Raw genomic sequence first — 16,813 nt, forward strand, 5'->3', positions numbered from 1 at the left:
AGCCGACCTTACGCAGTGGACGGTGGACAGCGCGGCGACCGCCGTCAGCGTCTGCCCCGCCGCGCCTCCCGCAACCGTCGCAGCCGGTTGACCAGGAGCGCGTCATGGGCCAGCGCGGCAGGCCGGTCCAGCAGGCCGTTCAGCAGCTGGTAGTAGCGGACCGGGGCCAGCCCCAGCTCCTCCCGTATCGCCGCCTCCTTCGCCCCCGGGGTACGCCACTGCCGCGCTTCCAGCGCGAGGACGGCGCGGTCCCGGTCCGTGAGTTCGTCCACCTGCCCTGCCCCTTCCGCCGCCCTGTCGTCCTGCCGTTCGAACACTCCCGTTAATCGCATGCTAGTGCGAGAGGGAGCGGCAAGGCAGCGCTCTACCCGCCCTCGGCCGCCCGCTTGCTGTTCTCAGCGTGAACCCGGCGGCTGTGCAAGGTGTCGGGGTGGTCCGCTCCCAGAACCCGGGCACGATCCGCAGCAACCCCCGCCATCAGTCGGGCAGCCTCAGCGAAATCCCCCGCCTCGCCGAGCGCCCAGGCGTGGCTGGCGCGGCTGGCCAGGGTGTCGGGGTGGTCGGGGCCCAGCACCCGCGCGTGATCCGCAGCAACCCCCGCCATCAACCGGGCAGCCTCAGCGAAATCCCCCGCCTCGCCGAGCACCCAGGCGTGGTTGTCGCGGCTGGCCAGGGTGTCGACGTGGTCCGCTCCCAGCACCCGCGCACGATCCGCAGCAACCCCCGCCATCAACCGGGCAGCCTCAGCGAAATCCCCCGCCACACCGAGCCCCCAGGCGTGATTGTGACGACTGTTCAAGGTGTCGGGGTGGTCGGGGCCCAGAATCCGGGCACGATCCGCAGCAACCCCCGCCGACAGCCCGACCGCCTCCGCCACCTCCCCCGCCACACCGAGCGCCCAGGCGTGATTGTGACGACTGTTCAAGGTGTCGGGGTGGTCGGGGCCCAGAATCCGGGCACGATCCGCAGCAACCCCCGCCGACAGCTCGACCGCCTCCGCCGCCTCCCCTGCCATACCGAGGCATCTGGCGTGCCAGTAGCGACTGGCCAGGGTGTCGGGGTGGTCGGGGCCCAGCACCCTGGTCCGGTCCGCGGCGACCTCCTCCCACAGCATCGCCGCGCTGCGGAAGCGCTCCTGCTGCGCGTGCCGTTCCGCGCGTCCGACCAGGACCTCGATCTCGGCCAAGTCCCGCGCCCGCTCGGTGCCGGCCGGCGACCGTGCGTCCACGCCGTTCGCCGGGAGGCCCACCGTGGGCGGGCCCGCCGCCGAGGGGGGCGTCGAGGGCAGCGCCGGGGCCGTGCCGGGGGCGGCGGTTGCCCGACCGTGGCCGGGGAAGATCGGGGCGCCGTTGGGCCGGCGCGGGCCGGCCACCGCGTCGAGCAGCGCCTCGCGGGCCTGGTCCTCCGGGAGGTCGAACAGGTCCCGGTACAGCAGCGACCGCAGGTCGTCGGGGACCAGCTCGTGCGGGAACTTCTCGATGCGGAAGGGCAGCAGCCGGTCCTTGCCGCGGTCCCGCACCGCCCGGACCGAGGTCCACTCGTCCCTGGTGAAGCGTCCCGGCTCGAAGTACGCCGGTGAGAACAGCGCCACCACCCGGGTCGCCCGCCGCAGCGCCTCCCCCATCTTCTCCACGAAGTTCTGGCCCACCGCCCAGTCCCACTCGGCCAGTTCCACCGTGTACCCGGCCTGCTCCAAGTGCCACGCCACCCACCGCGCCCACGCACCGTCAGGCCCCGCATAGCTGATGAAGAAGTCCCGCCCGTCCGCCACCGCACCGCCCCCGACCGACCCGCCTGTGAACACCCCAGTGTGCCCGGCACCCGTCCACCCGGCACACCACCCCGCACAACTGGGCGCCCCCGCCACGACACACTGCCAAGCCCGCAGCCGGGTACGACACACAGTGCTGCTGCCCCGCCGCCGTCCGCGGGGGTTAGCGTCGAGGCCATGACCAGCATGAGCAGTTTCGCCGTACACATCCCGGACGCGGAGTTGGAAGCCGACCCGCTCGACCCGGCGCAGATCCTGGCGGGGACGCCCGAGGTCTCCGGCGCGGTGCTCTGGGAGTCCGAGGACGGGAGTCAGATCCGCGGGATCTGGCAGATCACTCCGGGCACGGTCACCGACACCGAGGCCAATGAGCTGTTCGTCGTGGTCAGCGGCCGGGCCACGATCGCGGTCGAGGGCGGCGACACCTTCGACGTCGGCCCCGGCGACGCCTGCGTGCTGCGCGAGGGCGACCGCACCGTCTGGACCGTGCACGAGACGCTGCGCAAGGCGTACCACATCAGTCTCTGACCACATGCGAGAAGAGGGGCACCCCCGGCGGGGCGCCCCTCTCCCGGTCTCCGGGCTACTTGACCGAGCCGGCCGTCAGGCCGGACACGACCTTGCCCTCGATCAGCGCGAACAGGATGATCACCGGAATGGTGGCGATCACCGAGCTGGCGAAGAGATGCTGCCAGTCGGTCGAGTACTGGCCGATGTAGGTGGAGGTCTTGACCGTCAGCGGCTGGTGGTTGACCGAGGTGGTCAGCGTCAGCGCGACGATGAACTCGTTCCAGGCGGCGATGAAGGTGAAGATCAGCGCGGTGACCAGGCCGGGCATCGCCAGCGGGATGATCACCCGGAACATCGCGCCGATCCGGCTGCAGCCGTCGACGATCGCGGCTTCTTCGATCTCCTTGGGGATCGCGCTGAAGTAGGCGTTGAGGATCCACACCGCGAACGCCATGTTGAACCCGGCGTTCACCAGGATGAGCGACCAGACCGAGTCGATCAGGTTGAACTGCAGGAACTGCCGGTAGATGCCGACGATCATCGCGGTCGGTTGGAACATCTGGGTGATCAGCACCAGCAGCAGGAACAGGCCCTTGCCGCGGAAGTTGCGCCGGGCGGTGTAGTACGCGGCGGGCACCGCGACCAGCAGCACCAGCAGGGTGGCGCCGATGGAGATCTCCAGGCTGACCCCGAGGTTGGTGCCGAGGCCGGTGTCACCCTGTCCGGCGGACCAGACGTTGGTGAAGCTGGAGAAGCTGAAGTGGTGCGGGAAGAGGTCGCGGTCCTTCAGCTCGTTGGAGGGCCGAAGTGCCGTGATCACCATTTCCAGGTACGGCAGCAGGAAGACGATGCCGATGAGGTAGGCGCTGCCGGCGATCAGGACGGTACGCAGCCGCGGCGGCTTCCGCTTCCCGCCGCCGGCCTTGCCGGCCTTCGCGGGCGCGGGTGCGGTCAGTGTGGTCATCTGTCAGTCCTCCGCGGTGTTCCACTTGGACGCCCGCAGGAAGAGCAGGACGATCACGATGATGAAGCCGAAGTTGACGACCGACATCGCTGCCGCCTCGCCGATGTTCGACGCCTTCAGGGTGTACATGAAGATGGTGGTGGTCGCGGTCTCGTCGCCGGGGCCGCCGCCGGTCATCTCCCAGATGATCGGGAACGAGTTGAAGACGTTCATCACGTTGATGAGGATCGCCACCAGCAGCGCGGGGCGCAGCAGCGGCAGGGTGACCGACCGGTAGGTGCGGAACGGCGAGGCGCCGTCCAGCTTGGCGGCCTCGTACACCTCGGCCGGGATCGCCTGCAGGCCGGCCAGCAGCGCGTAGGTGGTGAACGGGACCGAGACGAAGACGCCGACCAGGATCACCCAGCCGAAGGCGTAGGTGGGGTTGCCGAGCCAGTCGGCGTTGCCGGCGTTGTAGCTCTTCAGCAGGCCCAGGTCGTGCAGCAGCACGTTGAACGCGCCGTTGCTGGGGTCGAGCATCCAGCGGAACACGATCGAGGTCATCACCACGGACGCGGCCCAGGGGGCGATCAGCGCCCAGCGCGCGACCCGGCGTCCGGGGAACTCCTTGTTGAACAGGTTGGCCATGCCGAGCGAGACCAGCAGGGTCAGCCCGACGACCAGGACCACCCAGAGGACGGTGCGGAACAGCACCCCGGGGAGGTCGGACTCGTCGAACAGCTTGGTGAAGTTGTCCCAGCCCGCCGAGCCCATGTCGCCGCCCAGGGAGCCGAAGTGCCTCCGGGAGGTCTGGAACATCGCGATGACCGGCCAGATCACCACGAACAGGATCAGGCCGGTGGCCGGCGCGATCCAGGGCAGCGGCTCAAGGGCCCGCCCCACCCGCCGCAGTGGGCCCAACCGGGAACCCGACGCCGCCGGCGCCGTGCCCGGACCGGGCGCCGCACCCGGCGCGTCGGCATGAGTCGTTTGGGTCATGGTCTTCTCCATCGGTGCGCGCCGGAGGCCGGCGCAGCGAAACCTACTCGCTGCGCCGGCCGTCAGCAGTGCGGATCAACTAGTTGCTGGTGGCGGACTTCTGAAGGTCGCCCAGAACAGTGGCCGGGCTGGTGCCCTGCGCAGCGGTGCCGATGTCCTTCTTGACCAGCGCGGAGAGGCTGTTCCAGTTGGTCTGGTTGGGGTAGACCACGGCGTTGGGGACGGTGGCCAGGAAGCCGGCCGCGACCGGGTTGCTCGCGGAGATCGCGGTCGACGCGGAGGTAGTGGCCGGGAGCAGGTTGTACTCGTTGTCGAACTGGATCTGGTACTTGTCGGAGTACGCGAAGTCCAGGAACTTCTTGATCTCGGCCGCGTGGCCGCCGGCCTTGAACGCGGTGATGTCGTCGTGGACGGCGAGCGACTTGGTCAGCGGGCCGGACTTGCCGGGCATCGTGGTGACGCCCCAGTCCGCGGCCGTCAGCTTGCCGGCCTTGGTGATGCCGCCGATGAGCGCGCCGGAGCCGCCGGCCATGCCGACCTGGCCGGCCGCGAAGTCGTCCCAGATGGTCTGGCGGTTGGTGGTGGCCGGGCTGGGCTGGGTGTCCCCGGCCTTGACCAGGCTGGTCAGGAAGTTGAAGGTCTCGATGTTGGCGGGCGAGTTGATCGCGTACTTGCCCGAGTCGTCGACGTAGCCGCCGCCGTTGCCCAGCATCCAGATGTAGGACTCGGCCTGCGCCTCCTCGGAGCCCAGCGGCAGGCCGTAGCCGATGGTGCCGTTGCCGAGCGCCTTGATCTTCGCGGCGTCGGCCTGCAGGTCGGCCCAGGTGGTCGGCGGGGCGGCGATCTTGGCGGCGGCGAAGAGCTTCTTGTTGTAGAACAGCGCGCGGGCGCTGGTGGTGAACGGGGCGCCGTAGGCGGTGCCGTTGGCGTCGTCCTCCTGCTTGGCGAACACCGGGATCAGGTTGCTGATGGTGCTGGCGGACATCACGTCGGTCAGCGGGTACAGCAGGCCGTTGGCGGCGAGCTCCTGGGGGGCGTCGCCCTCGAGGATGTCCGGGTACTGCTTGTTCTGGATCAGGGTCTGGACCTGGCTCCAGTTGTCCCAGGCGATCGTCTGCACCTTGACGGTGATCGTCGGGTTGGCCGCGTGGAAGGCGTCGGCGATGCCCTGCCAGTAGGTCTGCGAGCTGTCCGGGCCACCGGCGGTGCCGTAGTCGGCCGCGAGGAGCTTGATGGTGGTGCTGCCGCCGCCCGAGGAGGAGGCGGCGGGCTTGGAGGAGGAAGAGCTGCCGCAGGCAGTCAGGGCCATGACGCCCGCGACACCGATTGCAGAGAGGGCAAGCACACGACGCTTCACTAAGAACTACCGCCTTCGCAGATGCGAACCCGGTCCTGGCCGGGTCCGAATGTGAGTCCCAGGTCGGCAGCAACCACCGGATGGCGTAAGTGAACCCGCCCCACTCCGACTGGAAGACCTGCCGTCCCCGCTATGGGCGCCAGTCTGTCCGCGTCCCGCTCAAGAGGTCTACACCATTTACCGAATAGCTGGACTTCGTTGCACCCTGCGCAACGACTATTCGGACATATCGCTTGATTTTCCATCACCGGAACCCTGTTGACAGACGGCCAGGTGTCGAAAAGTAACGAGGAGAAAGGTTCTTGTGGTGAATTTTCTGGAACACCCTTGCGGAATCGAGGGGCCGGTGACCTGCGGTTCCACTTGGTCTAGACCACAGGGCCGCCCTATTTGGCATCACCGCAGCTCAGCGCACTGTCACGGTGCGTAGTCGAGTGGCGACAAATCTGCCCATTACCCCCGCCGAGCAGCCCTTCTGCCCCTGGACCAGACCAATCCGCAAACTGGACTAGACCTCTGCTCCCTCGTACAGGGAGACTGTCCCCCGTGAAGCACGTCATCGCACTCGATGTCGGCGGGACCGGCATGAAAGCCGCACTCGTCGCCCAGGACGGCGCCCTCCTGCATGTGGAGCGCCGTTCGACCGGCAGGGAGCACGGGACCGACGCGGTCGTCGCGGCGATCCTGGACTTCGCCGCGCACCTGCGCGACGAGGGCCTGCGCCGCTACGGCACGGCCGCCTCGGCGGCCGGCGTCGCCGTGCCCGGCACCATCGACGCGGAGCACGGCATCGCCGTGTTCTCCGCCAACCTGGGCTGGCGCGACCTGCCGATGCGGCAGCTGCTCAGCACCCGTCTCTCCGACCACGGGGAGGCACTGCCGGTCGCGCTCGGGCACGACGTCCGCACCGGGGCCCTGGCCGAGGCCAGGATCGGCGCGGGGCAGGGCGTCGACCGCTTCCTCTTCGTCGCCCTGGGCACCGGCATCGCCGGCGGCATCGGGATCGACGGGCGGATCGAGGCCGGGGCGCACGGCAACGCCGGCGAGATCGGGCACGTGATCGTCCGCCCCGGCGGACGGGACTGCGGCTGCGGAGCCCGCGGCTGCCTGGAGACCGTGGCCTCGGCCTCGGCCGTGTCCCGGGCCTGGGCCGAGGCCAGCGGAGACCCCGACGCCGACGGCGCCGACTGCGCCCGCGCGGTCGAGGCCGGGGACAAGCGGGCGATCGAGGTCTGGTCCGAGGCGGTCGCCGCTCTGGCCGACGGGATCGTCTTCGCCCAGAGCCTGCTCGACCCGCGGACAGTGATCATCGGTGGCGGCCTCGCCGAAGCCGGTGACACCCTGTTCACACCCCTGCGCGAAGCGGTCCAGGAACGGATCACGTTCCAGGTGCCGCCCGTGCTCGTACCGGCGATGCTCAAAGACACCGCCGGATGCCTGGGCGCAGGGCTGCTCGCCTGGGATCTGCTCTCACTGGAGGTGACCGCGTGAGCAACGCGGACCGCACTGTGCTGGCCGGGGCCAGGCTCGTCCTGCCCACCGGCGTCGTCGACAACGGACGGCTGACCGTCGAGAACGGCCGCATCGCCGAGGCCGTGGCGGCCGACGCCAGCACCACTCCCCCGGTCGGAGCAGCCCCGCCGCTCGACCTGAGCGGCTACACCGTCGTCCCCGGCTTCGTCGACATGCATGTGCACGGCGGCGGCGGCGCCTCCTACGCCTCCGGCGTCGCCGAGGAGGCCCTGGTCGCGGCCAGGACCCACCTGCGGCACGGCACCACCACGACCATCGCCAGCACCGTCACCGGGGAGATCGACGAGGTCTGCCGGCAGGCGTCGGTGCTCAGCGAGCTGGTCGAGGACGGGGTGCTGGCCGGGGTGCACTTCGAGGGCCCGTTCATCAGCATCAACCGCTGCGGCGCGCACCAGCCCGACCTGCTGCGCGACCCGGACCCGGCGCTGGTCCGCAAGCTGGTGGACGCCGCCCGCGGCACCGCCAGGATGGTCACCCTGGCCCCCGAGCTGGACGGCGGCATCGAGTCGATCCGGCTGCTCAAGGAGCTGGGCGTGATCGCGGCGATCGGCCACACCGACGCCCGCTACGACAAGGCCCTGGAGGGGATCGAGGCCGGCGCGACCGTGGCCACCCACCTCTTCAACGCCATGCCCGGCATCGCCCACCGCGCGCCGGGACCGATCGTGGCGCTGCTGGAGGACGAGCGGGTCACCGTCGAGCTGGTCGGCGACGGGGTGCACCTGCACCCGGCCGTGATCGACCTCGCCATCAAGGGCGCGGGCCTCGACCGGGTCGCGCTGATCACCGACGCCATGTCGGCGGCCGGCTTCGGCGACGGCCTCTACCCGCTGGGCCCGCTGCAGGTGCGGGTCGAGGACGGGGTGGCCCGGCTGGTCGAGGGCGGCTCCATCGCCGGCAGCACGCTCACCCTGGACGTGGCCTTCCGCCGCGCGGTGACCCTGAACGGCCTGTCCCTGGTCCGCGCCGCGCAGGTGCTGTCGCTGAACCCGGCGAAGCTGCTCGGCCTGGACGACAAGGTCGGCTCGATCGAGGCCGGCAAGGACGCGGACCTGGTGGTCCTGGACGACGCCCACCAGCTGGTCGCGGTGATGCGCAAGGGCGAGTGGATCGTCGGCGCCGAGGTGTTCCAGGTGCCCGCCTCGGTCTGACCGGGTGAACCGGCGCACGCGAACGGCCCGGTGACGGAGGATCATCCGTCACCGGGCCGCTGCTGTTCAGGCAGGCTCCCGCGCGCTACTTCCAGGCGCTGGGGCGGCTGCTGGAGTCCGTGGGCGGGGTCAGCGCCATCTGGTCCAGGTTGAAGTTGCAGGCCGCGGCGGCGGTGCAGCTCACCGCGATGGTGTTCTGGCCCTTCTGCAGCGTCACCCCGCTGTAGGAGCTGAACCAGGAGTCCCAACTGCCCTTGCTGCCGTAGTCCTTGAGCCCTATGGTGCGGGCCCCGGAGGTCTTCTGGTTGACCGTCACGGTGGCGCCGGAGTCCTTGCCGGTCGCGTTGGCGTAGCGGACCCAGAGGAAGTAGCTGCCGGCGGCGGGTGCGTTGACGGTCCAGGTGACCGTGGCGCCGGGGGTGGTCATCCCGTCGACGAAGCTGCCGCCCGCGCTCAGCGCGCCCTTGTGGTCGGTGTTGGTCTTGGCCCCGCCGGTCATCACCATCGTCCCGGCGTCCACCGGGTCGACGGTTCCGGTGGTCGGCGCGACCGAGGGGGTGTCCGAGGCCGAGGTCGCCGGGGGCGCCACCGCGGGCGCCGAGCTGCTGCTGCCGGCGCCGGCCTTGTTGGACTTGTCCGGTCCGCTGTTGAACGCCACCACGGCGATGATGACCACGACCGCGATGCCCACCGCGATCGCGCCGAACATCACCCCGCGGCTGCCGCCGCGTCCGCCGCTGCCGCCGGCCCGGGCCCCGGCCCGGCCGCCGCCCGGCGGCGGGGTCGGCGCGGCCGCGGGCGCGGCCTTGTACGGGGAGGACTGGTACGAGGGCTCGCCTGCGCGGTACTGCGCCGTCGGCTGGTCCTGGTGCGGCAGCCGGGGCTGCGCCTGGTAGCCGGGCGGGGCCTGCTGGGCCTGCTGCTGCGGCTGGCCGTACTGGGTCCGGCCGACCTGGGTCGCCTGGTGGTACGAGGTACGCGGGACGCCCGGCAGCGGGGCGGTCTCCGGCGTCTGCCCCGACGCGCCGTCCGCGCCGTCCCCCCGGTAGAGGTAGGCGAACGGGTCGTCGTCCTCGGGCACGCCGTGGTTCTCGGGCGACATCGAGATCTCAACTCCCCAGGGGTGGAAGACCGTCCGCTCCCGCACGGGCGGAGGAAGGTCAACGTACATGATCATTTGCCTGTGCCGCACCCGGTCGGACTCATCCGGCGGACACATCTATCCCCAGCACACTACCTGGCTCGGGCGACACTCAGGTACGTACGGCAGGAGCCCGCCAGGAACCGCCGGTCAGCCCGCCCTGCGGTGCGAACGGTTGCCGTTGCCGGGCGGACGGCCGCCGCCGGAGGCGCCGGCCCTGGCCCGCTTCTCCAGGTACATCCGCTCGTCGGCGGTGTGCAGCACCTCGTCGATGGACATTCCGCAGCCGGCCCAGCCGATGCCCAGGCTGACCCCGACCCGCACCGCGCGGCCGTCCACCCGCATCGGCGGGATGATCGCCGTCCGCAGCCGTCCGGCCAGGTCCTTGGCCTCGTCCCGGCCCACGCCGTCGGCCAGCACCACGAACTCGTCGCCGCCGAGCCGGGCCACCGTGTCCCCCTCGCGGACCACGTGCTGCAGCCGCCGGGCCACCTCGATCAGCACCGCGTCGCCCGCATTGTGGCCGAAACGGTCATTGATGGACTTGAAACCGTCCAGGTCGCAGAACAGCACCGCCAGGCCGCGCCCGCCGCGCCCCTCGGCGGCCGGGTCGTCCGGCAGCACCGCGTGGACGTGGTCGAAGCCGCCGTCGTAGGAGCCGCCGCCGTGCAGCGCCGGCTGGTAGCCGTGGGCGTCGCCGGCGAAGGTCCCCAGCGCCCCGGGGCCGCCGCCGGCCCCGGCGGTGACCGCCTGCCGCTCCTGGCCGCCCTGCGGGTGCTCGCAGAGCCGCAGCGTCAGCCTGGTCCGCAGCTCGGCCGCGTTCGGCAGCCCGGTCAGCGCGTCGTGGCTGGCCCGGTGCGCGAGCTGGAGCTCGTGCCGCTTGCGGTCCTCGATGTCCTCGATGTGGGTGAGCAGGAAGCGGGCCCCCTCCTCGGTGTCGGCGACCACCGAGTTCCGCAGGTAGACCCAGAGGTAGCCGCCGTCGCGGCGGGCCAGCCGCACCTCGGCCCGGCCGTTCTCGGCCGAGACCCGGCGCAGCAGCCCCTCGTCCTCGGGGTGCACCAGGTCCTCGAAGCTCTGCCGCTGCAGGGAGGTGCGGGGGCGGCCGAGCAGCCGGCAGAGGGCGTCGTTGACCCGGGTGAGCTTGCCGCGCTGGGCGCCGTGCAGTTCGGTGATCGCCATCCCACTGGGGGCATACTCGAACGCTTGTCTGAAACTCTCCTCGCTGGCGCGCAGGGTGTGCTGCTCGCGCTCCAGCCGGACCAGGGCCCGCTGCATCTCGGCCCGCAACCGGGCATTGCCGATGGCTATCCCGGCCTGCTGGCTGAACATCTCCAGCGACTCACGGGTCCACTGGCCGGGTCTGCGTCCGCTGCGCGGGCGGTCCACCGAGAGCACACCGAGCAGTTCGCCGCCGAGGCTGTACATCGGCGCGAGCAGGATGTCGTCGGGGTGCCAGGGGACCACGTGCGGGCCCGCGGCCGGGGAGAGCTCGGCGTGGCCGCTGCCGCCGTTCCAGCTCGGCAGGTCCGCGGAGCGGGCCCAGCTGCGCTCGTGCGGGACGAAGACCAGCGAGCCCCAGACCTCGCCGACGTTGAGCAGCCGGTTCCAGGACTCGCGGGAGCCGATCTGGCCGAGCAGCCCGTCGATGCCGTACTCGGCCTCACCCGCCGGTTCGCCGTTGTCGTCCCATGCGTTCTGTCCGGCCGGTGCACCCTGGCCGCCGGATCCGCCCGCGGTGCCGTGCTTGCCCTCGGTCCAGACCGCGGCCACGACCAGGTCGCCGTCCGGACGGACCAGGTTGACCACCGCGCTCTCGAAGCCGAGGCCGATGACCGCGCCCTCGACCACGGCCTGCAGCGTTCCGGCCAGGCTGCGCGCGGCGTTGAGGTCCGCCACGACCCGGTGCAGCGTGCGCAGGGTGGCGAGACGGACATAGGGCTCCGACTCGGGGTCCATCACGCACTCCCTCCGTGACAGCGGCTCCGTGACAGCGGCAGATCCGCGATTCCAGTCATGCCTATCGTCCGATTGCCAAACAAACTGAATCACAGGGAGCACACCAATAGGCACGCTGGGTCAGCAAATGGACGCCACTTGTGACCCAACTCACACAACTGATCAGCTCTGATAACCAGTTCATCCGGGGCAAACCCTGCCAATCCCCTCCCAAGGCGGGCTTGCCACCGCGGCCTCGGGCGCCAAGAACTGAAGTCATCATCGTGCCCTCCGCTCCGATGCGTTCACCCCTCGGGGCGAAAATTCGCGTTTCGGCCACAGATGGACCCCAGTTCCCACACTTCCCGACGCCAAGGCCCCGCCTACGACCAGCGATGTGGGCAGGTATACACCTGTGGCCCGATGCGGTCGGCCGCCGGGCGAAGATACCGTGCGTTACGTGTACAACGCCGCGCATCCCTCCGCCAGCAGTTCCAGCACCGGCCCGGCCGCCCCGACGGCGGTCCTCCAGGCGACCCCCGAGGAGTTCAGGGCGGCCCTCGGCCACCTGGCCTCCGGGGTGGTGCTGCTGACCGCCCACGACCCCGAGGACGGCCCCCGCGGCGAGGACATGGGGATGACCGCGACCGCGTTCCTCTCGGTCTCGCTGGACCCGCCGCTGGTGCTGGTCTCGGTCCGCGAGGACTCCCGGATGGAGGAGGCGCTGACCCGGATCGACCGCTGGGCGGTCTCCGTGCTCGGCGCCGACCAGCGCACCACGGCGGCGCGCTTCGCGATGAAGGGCCGGGTCAGCGACCGGCTGCTGTTCGCCGACCTGCCGCACCGGCGCGGCGAGGCGTCCGGGGCGCCGCTGGTGGACGGGGCGCTGGCGACCGTGGAGTGCCGCACCGAGCAGCGGATATCCGCCGGGGACCACGTGCTGCTGATCGGCCGGGTGCTCTCGGCCAGGGTGTCCGCCGACGACGGCGGCCCGCTGCTCTACTTCCGGGGCCAGTACCGGCAGTTGGGCTGAACCCGGACCGGTCGGTCGACTCGGCCGGACTTCCCGTCAGTCGAACTTCCCGGAGCGCCCGCGCTTCACGTCCGCCCGGCGCTTCTTGTCGGTCAGCCGCCGCTCCACCATGCCCCGGCTCGGCTTGGTCGCCCGCCGGGTCCGCGCCGGCGGGGCCACCGCCTCGCTCAGCAGGGCCCCCAGCCGCACCGCGGCGGCCTCCCGGTTGCGCCACTGCGAGCGGTGCTCGGAGGAGCGCACCACCAGCACTCCGCCGTCCACCAGGCGTCCGGAGAGCCGCTCCAGGGCGCGCTCCTTCCAGACCGGGGGCAGCACCGCGGAGGCGGCGATGTCGAACAGCAGCTCGACCTGGGTGTCGGAGGTGTTGACATGCTGGCCGCCCGGGCCGGACGAGCGAGAGAAACGCCACATCAGCTCGGCGTCGGGCACGACGACCGAGCCGCGGACGCGGACGGGAATGGACATGCCCCCATGATCCCCGCTCCGGGGGGCCGCCCGCCAGAGGATTTCGCAGGTGCCGCCGGGATTTCCCAGGTGCGGACGGATCGGCGGGCCGTGGGACCATCGTCCGGTGATCGACCTCGGCTACTCGCTGTCCAACCGCTTCCCCGACCCCCCGCAGACCGACTACCGCAGCGTCGGCGCCCGCCCGCTGCGGCACGACCTCTTCTGCGGGGACGTGCACCTGGAGGGCGACGGGGTCGACCTGTCCACAGCCTGGGGATGGGTGCCGGTGCTGGACTTCGCCTGGGCGCTCTGCGACATCGTCGAGGAGATCGACCAGGACCCGGCCGGCGCCCGCAGCTCCCGGCTGCAGCAGGCCGACCTGGACTTCACCGAGTCCGCCGACCTGCTGCGCTTCAGCCGCCGCTTCAACTGGGTGGAGATCCACGCCGAGTGGGTGGACGGGCCCCCGCTCACCGTCCGCCACCCGGACCTGCGCCGGGAGGCCAGGGACTTCCTGCAGGACCTGATCGCCGACCTCGGGGACCTGCACGAGGGCTTCGCCGACAACGCGACGGTGTGGGAGGTCCAGGCCCGCTTCCCGCGCATCGGGTAGCGCGGCACCGGCGCGGCCGGCGCGGGCCCGGCGCGCGAAAAGCCGGACATTCCGGGGAACCGTAAGAGGTACCTTCCGCGTTCTTACCGGCGAAGCGCCGGAGCGGCAGACTGATGGCCGCAAGAATGCGCCTACCCGAAAATGCGACGCAGGAACAGGAAGGGGCTCCACCATGCCGGTCAGCCTGTCCAAGGGCGGAAATGTCTCCCTCACCAAGGAGGCTCCCGGTCTCACGGCCATCATCGTGGGTCTGGGCTGGGATGTTCGCACCACCACCGGGACGGACTTCGACCTGGACGCCAGCGCCATCGTCCTGGACGCCGCGGGCCGAGTCCTCTCGGACAAGCACTTCGTGTTCTTCAACAACACCGCGACCCCGGACCAGACCGTGGTCCACACCGGCGACAACGTCACCGGCCAGGGCGACGGCGACGACGAGCAGATCAAGGTGAACCTGGCCGGTCTCCCCGCCGAGGCCGACAAGATCGTGTTCCCGGTCTCGATCTACGACGCCGACAACCGCAGCCAGAACTTCGGCCAGGTCCGCAACGCCTTCATCCGCGTGCTGAACCAGGCCGGCGAGGCCGAGATCGCCCGCTACGACCTCACCGAGGACGCGGCGACCGAGACCGCGATGATCTTCGGTGAGATCTACCGCAACGGCGCCGAGTGGAAGTTCCGCGCGACCGGCCAGGGTTACGCCTCGGGCCTGTCCGGCATCGCCGGCGACTTCGGCGTCAGCCTGTAGTCGGGCAGCAAAGCGGCGGGGCCGCCCCGGGGACGGATATCCCCCGGGGCGGCCCCTTTCGCGTGCGTCAGTCCGTGCTGCGCCCCATCAGCACGCCGAACTCGCTGCGCGACAGCTCATGGAAGCCCAGCCGGTCGTAGAAGGCCCGGGCGCCGGTGTTCGCGCTGCTCATGCCCAGGTGCACCCGCCGCACCCCGAGCGCCCGCAGCGCGGCCAGGAAGTGCTCGATCATGGCCCGCCCCGCGCCCTGGCCCTGGGCCTCGGGCAGCAGGTCGATGTGCAGGTGGGCCGGGTAGTCGGCGACGGCCTCGCTCCACATCCACTCCGGGTGCCGCAGTTCCCCGATCCGCTGCGCGTCCCGCTCGTTCCCGCCGCCCTCCGGATAGCGGTCGGCCACCGTAGGCAGCCAGCGCTCCCGGTACGCCGTCACAAAGGCCGGGGTGTCGGCCGTGCCGATGACATAGCCGATCGCCCGGTCCCCGCTGTCGGTCAGGACGAAGGCCAGCTGGGGTTCGAGGGCGAGGTAGGGCCCGGTGAAGATGTCCGGCAGGATCCGCGGGTCGGTGTAGAGACCGGTGGCGTCGCCGCCGTGGTTCCCGGTGCGGATGCAGATGTCGTACATGGCGTCGTGGTCGGCGGGGCGGTAGGGGCGAATCGTCGGCGGCATCCCGCCAGCCTGTCACAGCCGGCGGGATGCCAGGTCCCCCGTCCCCGACCGCTCCCCCGCGGCCCTACCAGGCCGTGGACACCCAGCTGGGGCTGAGTGCGAGGGCCTTCAGCTGAGCGAGGGTCAGCACCGGCTCGGAACGGTCCTTGGCGGTGTTGAAGGCGGAGGCGTTCAACTCGCTGACGACGATCCGCCGCCCGTCCTTGTGCAGCACCTGCACCGTCCACTGGACCGCGCCCGCGCCGCCCTTCTCCGAGGCGCCCTGGTCGACCACGATCCTGGTGCCGTCCGCCAGCACGGTCGCTCCGCCGAACACCTGGTCGACGGCGTCGCCGCTGGTGCCGAACCAGTCGGCGTTGATACCGATGGCACCCGCGCCGTGGCCGTCGTTGATCCGGCCGGAGGCGTAGCCGTCCTGGTTGTCACTGTCCATGGACAGGGTCAGCCCCTTCGGCAGCGCGGCCCGCAGGGTGGCGCCGATCCGGTCGGCCGAGAGGCTGTTGTGGGTCGGACCCGTCTGCACCGGCGGCGGTGGCGGCGCGGGCAGCTCCGAGGTGATCGTCGCCCAGAACGGGTCGGTCACCACGGCCTTGAGCTGCTTCACCGAGAGCACCGGCTCGGGCCGCGACACCGCCCCCTTCTCCTGGGCGGAGTTGGTCTCGTCGAGGGTGATCAGCGAACCGTTGGCGGTGGCCAGGTACGCCGTCCAGTCCTTCTCCTTGCTGCCGTAGTTGGGGTTCTCCAGCCCCTGCATCACGGTGAGCACGGTCCCGTTGGGGAGGGCCTTGCGGCTGCAGCTGATGTCCGGCCGGACGGTGTGGCTCGGGCAGGCGATGTACTGCTGCACCATCTGGTCGTTGACGGTCGTCGCCAGGCGCCGAACGGAGATCGAGACCGCGGACGGGCCCTTCCCGTCGTTGAGGACCAGCGAGGCGCTCGGGCCGTCGACGAAGGTGCGGTCGCCCTTCTGCCGGCTGGTGATCCCCTCGGCCTGGACCGCGGAGAAGTGGCCCTTGGGGAGCATCGACTCGAAGGCGGTCCGCATCTGCTGGGCGCTGAACACCGGCACCGCCGCGCCCCCGCTCGTGGCCGCGCCGGGTCTGGCCGGACTGCCCGGCAGGTGGGTCGGGGTGGCCGGGCCGGCCGCGGCGCCGACCGGCCGCGCGCCGGCGTCCAGCACGCCGGAGGCGAGGGTCCCGCCGACCCCGACCAGGGCGAGCGCGGTGACGCTGCCGACCACGCCGACGGTGCGGCGCCGGCGCCGGCGGCGCCCGTCGGTGATTCCGGCGTTGACCAGCTTGGTCGGATCGGTGTGGAAACTTCCCGCGGTGCTGCGGAGTGCGTCGGTCAGTTCGTCCTCAAAGGGCATGGCAGAGCCACCATTTCAGGTCAGTGGGCGATTCCCGGGGTTCGGGCGGGGGAAATGCGTACCGCTAGCGGTGCGCGAAGTCGTTCAGGCTGTCGCCGAGCACCAGCCGGAGCCGGGCCAGCGCACGTGAGCTCTGGGTCCGGACGGTTCCGGCCCGGAGCCGGAGCAGGGCCGCGGTCTCCTCCACGCTGTGGTCCTCCCAGTAGCGCAGGATCACCACCGCCCGGTCCCGGACCGACAGCTCGCCCAGGGCGTGCAGCAGGGTGATCCGCAGCGCGGTGTCGGTCTCCGGGGCGGTGACGTCCGGTACGTAGCCGGTGGGGCGCTCGTCGCTGCTGCGCCGCCGCCGGTGCGTGAGAAACGTCCTGACCAGCACGGTGTGGGCGTAGGCAGCCGGGTTGTCGGCCCCGGACACCTTGCGCCAGTGGAGGTAGACCCGTCCCAGCGTCTCCTGGACCAGGTCCTCGGCCAGATGGCTGTCGCCGCCGGTGAGCAGGCAGGCCGTCCGGTAGAGGTACGTACTTCGTGCGGTCGCGAACTCCAGGTAGTCGTCCACGTACTTCTGTTTCACTGGCCCCCGCTAAGTGTCCCGG

At 71.1% G+C, this 16,813-nt stretch carries 17 protein-coding genes; 6 read left to right on the plus strand and 11 right to left on the minus strand.

Going from position 1 to position 16,813, the window contains the following annotated elements; all coding sequences use genetic code 11:
* Window positions 1–44 precede the first annotated feature (44 nt).
* Window positions 45–332 (minus strand): DUF3263 domain-containing protein, encoded by a 288-nt coding sequence (locus ACEZDG_RS08935; protein ID WP_380505049.1) that lies wholly within the window; start codon window positions 330–332, stop codon window positions 45–47.
* Window positions 333–364: 32 nt separating this feature from the next.
* Entirely contained in the window at window positions 365–1,978 is a 1,614-nt protein-coding gene (locus ACEZDG_RS08940) for a tetratricopeptide repeat protein (protein WP_380505052.1), read from the minus strand.
* Between ACEZDG_RS08940 and ACEZDG_RS08945 the strand changes: the two genes are divergently transcribed.
* Complete coding sequence (locus tag ACEZDG_RS08945; protein ID WP_380505055.1) at window positions 1,949–2,299, plus strand: cupin domain-containing protein; 351 nt, start codon at window positions 1,949–1,951, stop codon at window positions 2,297–2,299. The two genes, ACEZDG_RS08940 and ACEZDG_RS08945, sit on opposite strands and share 30 nt — an antisense overlap.
* Window positions 2,300–2,354: 55 nt before the next feature.
* On the opposite strand, the gene ACEZDG_RS08950 is transcribed toward ACEZDG_RS08945, so the two are convergent.
* The 3 genes from ACEZDG_RS08950 to ACEZDG_RS08960 form a co-directional block, all read right to left on the minus strand.
* Entirely contained in the window at window positions 2,355–3,245 is an 891-nt protein-coding gene (locus ACEZDG_RS08950; RefSeq protein WP_380505058.1) for a carbohydrate ABC transporter permease, read from the minus strand.
* A gap of 3 nt (window positions 3,246–3,248) precedes the next feature.
* Window positions 3,249–4,223 (minus strand): carbohydrate ABC transporter permease, encoded by a 975-nt coding sequence (locus tag ACEZDG_RS08955; protein ID WP_380505061.1) that lies wholly within the window; start codon window positions 4,221–4,223, stop codon window positions 3,249–3,251.
* A 79-nt stretch (window positions 4,224–4,302) separates the two neighbouring features.
* Window positions 4,303–5,532: an extracellular solute-binding protein gene (locus ACEZDG_RS08960; RefSeq protein ID WP_380505064.1), complete on the minus strand. Its 1,230-nt coding sequence runs from the start codon at window positions 5,530–5,532 to the stop codon at window positions 4,303–4,305.
* A gap of 594 nt (window positions 5,533–6,126) precedes the next feature.
* Here ACEZDG_RS08960 and ACEZDG_RS08965 point away from each other — a divergent pair.
* The gene (locus tag ACEZDG_RS08965; protein ID WP_380505067.1) at window positions 6,127–7,071 is read left to right on the plus strand and encodes an ROK family protein; all 945 of its coding nucleotides are present in this window, start codon (window positions 6,127–6,129) and stop codon (window positions 7,069–7,071) included.
* Entirely contained in the window at window positions 7,068–8,264 is a 1,197-nt protein-coding gene (nagA, locus tag ACEZDG_RS08970) for an N-acetylglucosamine-6-phosphate deacetylase (protein ID WP_380505070.1), read from the plus strand. Before ACEZDG_RS08965 ends, nagA begins: the two co-directional genes overlap by 4 nt.
* Window positions 8,265–8,349: 85 nt before the next feature.
* On the opposite strand, the gene ACEZDG_RS08975 is transcribed toward nagA, so the two are convergent.
* Complete coding sequence (locus ACEZDG_RS08975) at window positions 8,350–9,435, minus strand: carbohydrate-binding protein (protein WP_380505072.1); 1,086 nt, start codon at window positions 9,433–9,435, stop codon at window positions 8,350–8,352.
* Window positions 9,436–9,555: 120 nt separating this feature from the next.
* Window positions 9,556–11,364 (minus strand): diguanylate cyclase domain-containing protein, encoded by a 1,809-nt coding sequence (locus ACEZDG_RS08980; protein WP_380505074.1) that lies wholly within the window; start codon window positions 11,362–11,364, stop codon window positions 9,556–9,558.
* 439 nt (window positions 11,365–11,803) lie between these two features.
* Here ACEZDG_RS08980 and ACEZDG_RS08985 point away from each other — a divergent pair, with 439 nt between their 5' ends.
* The gene (locus ACEZDG_RS08985; protein WP_380505077.1) at window positions 11,804–12,376 is read left to right on the plus strand and encodes a flavin reductase family protein; all 573 of its coding nucleotides are present in this window, start codon (window positions 11,804–11,806) and stop codon (window positions 12,374–12,376) included.
* 36 nt (window positions 12,377–12,412) lie between these two features.
* On the opposite strand, the gene arfB is transcribed toward ACEZDG_RS08985, so the two are convergent.
* Window positions 12,413–12,841, minus strand: coding sequence for an alternative ribosome rescue aminoacyl-tRNA hydrolase ArfB (arfB, locus tag ACEZDG_RS08990; protein WP_380505080.1), 429 nt, complete (start codon window positions 12,839–12,841; stop codon window positions 12,413–12,415).
* Between the two features lie 106 nt (window positions 12,842–12,947).
* Here arfB and ACEZDG_RS08995 point away from each other — a divergent pair, with 106 nt between their 5' ends.
* Both ACEZDG_RS08995 and ACEZDG_RS09000 read left to right on the plus strand, forming a co-directional pair.
* Window positions 12,948–13,436, plus strand: a complete 489-nt coding sequence (locus tag ACEZDG_RS08995; protein WP_380505083.1) for a hypothetical protein — start codon at window positions 12,948–12,950, stop codon at window positions 13,434–13,436.
* Between the two features lie 172 nt (window positions 13,437–13,608).
* Window positions 13,609–14,184, plus strand: coding sequence for a TerD family protein (locus ACEZDG_RS09000; protein ID WP_380505086.1), 576 nt, complete (start codon window positions 13,609–13,611; stop codon window positions 14,182–14,184).
* Window positions 14,185–14,251: 67 nt separating this feature from the next.
* Here ACEZDG_RS09000 and ACEZDG_RS09005 read toward each other — a convergent pair whose 3' ends face one another.
* The 3 genes from ACEZDG_RS09005 to ACEZDG_RS09015 form a co-directional block, all read right to left on the minus strand.
* The gene (locus tag ACEZDG_RS09005) at window positions 14,252–14,851 is read right to left on the minus strand and encodes a GNAT family N-acetyltransferase (RefSeq protein WP_380505089.1); all 600 of its coding nucleotides are present in this window, start codon (window positions 14,849–14,851) and stop codon (window positions 14,252–14,254) included.
* A gap of 64 nt (window positions 14,852–14,915) precedes the next feature.
* Window positions 14,916–16,220, minus strand: a complete 1,305-nt coding sequence (locus ACEZDG_RS09010) for a hypothetical protein (RefSeq protein WP_380505092.1) — start codon at window positions 16,218–16,220, stop codon at window positions 14,916–14,918.
* A 64-nt stretch (window positions 16,221–16,284) separates the two neighbouring features.
* Complete coding sequence (locus tag ACEZDG_RS09015) at window positions 16,285–16,791, minus strand: SigE family RNA polymerase sigma factor (RefSeq protein WP_380505095.1); 507 nt, start codon at window positions 16,789–16,791, stop codon at window positions 16,285–16,287.
* Window positions 16,792–16,813 lie beyond the last annotated feature (22 nt).

Source organism: Streptacidiphilus alkalitolerans (genome assembly GCF_042511045.1).
GTDB classification, from domain to species: Bacteria; Actinomycetota; Actinomycetes; order Streptomycetales; family Streptomycetaceae; genus Streptacidiphilus; species Streptacidiphilus alkalitolerans.

Bases quoted from the DNA above. Each gene is read 5' to 3' on its own strand.
- ACEZDG_RS08935 (WP_380505049.1), bottom strand. From the start codon at position 332: ATGCGATTAACGGGAGTGTTCGAACGGCAGGACGACAGGGCGGCGGAA.
- ACEZDG_RS08945 (WP_380505055.1), top strand. From the start codon at position 1,949: ATGACCAGCATGAGCAGTTTCGCCGTACACATCCCGGACGCGGAGTTG.
- ACEZDG_RS08950 (WP_380505058.1), bottom strand. From the start codon at position 3,245: ATGACCACACTGACCGCACCCGCGCCCGCGAAGGCCGGCAAGGCCGGC.
- ACEZDG_RS08955 (WP_380505061.1), bottom strand. From the start codon at position 4,223: ATGACCCAAACGACTCATGCCGACGCGCCGGGTGCGGCGCCCGGTCCG.
- ACEZDG_RS08960 (WP_380505064.1), bottom strand. From the start codon at position 5,532: ATGGCCCTGACTGCCTGCGGCAGCTCTTCCTCCTCCAAGCCCGCCGCC.
- ACEZDG_RS08975 (WP_380505072.1), bottom strand. From the start codon at position 9,435: ATGTACGTTGACCTTCCTCCGCCCGTGCGGGAGCGGACGGTCTTCCAC.
- ACEZDG_RS08980 (WP_380505074.1), bottom strand. From the start codon at position 11,364: ATGGACCCCGAGTCGGAGCCCTATGTCCGTCTCGCCACCCTGCGCACG.
- arfB (WP_380505080.1), bottom strand. From the start codon at position 12,841: ATGTCCATTCCCGTCCGCGTCCGCGGCTCGGTCGTCGTGCCCGACGCC.
- ACEZDG_RS09000 (WP_380505086.1), top strand. From the start codon at position 13,609: ATGCCGGTCAGCCTGTCCAAGGGCGGAAATGTCTCCCTCACCAAGGAG.
- ACEZDG_RS09005 (WP_380505089.1), bottom strand. From the start codon at position 14,851: ATGCCGCCGACGATTCGCCCCTACCGCCCCGCCGACCACGACGCCATG.
- ACEZDG_RS09010 (WP_380505092.1), bottom strand. From the start codon at position 16,220: ATGCCCTTTGAGGACGAACTGACCGACGCACTCCGCAGCACCGCGGGA.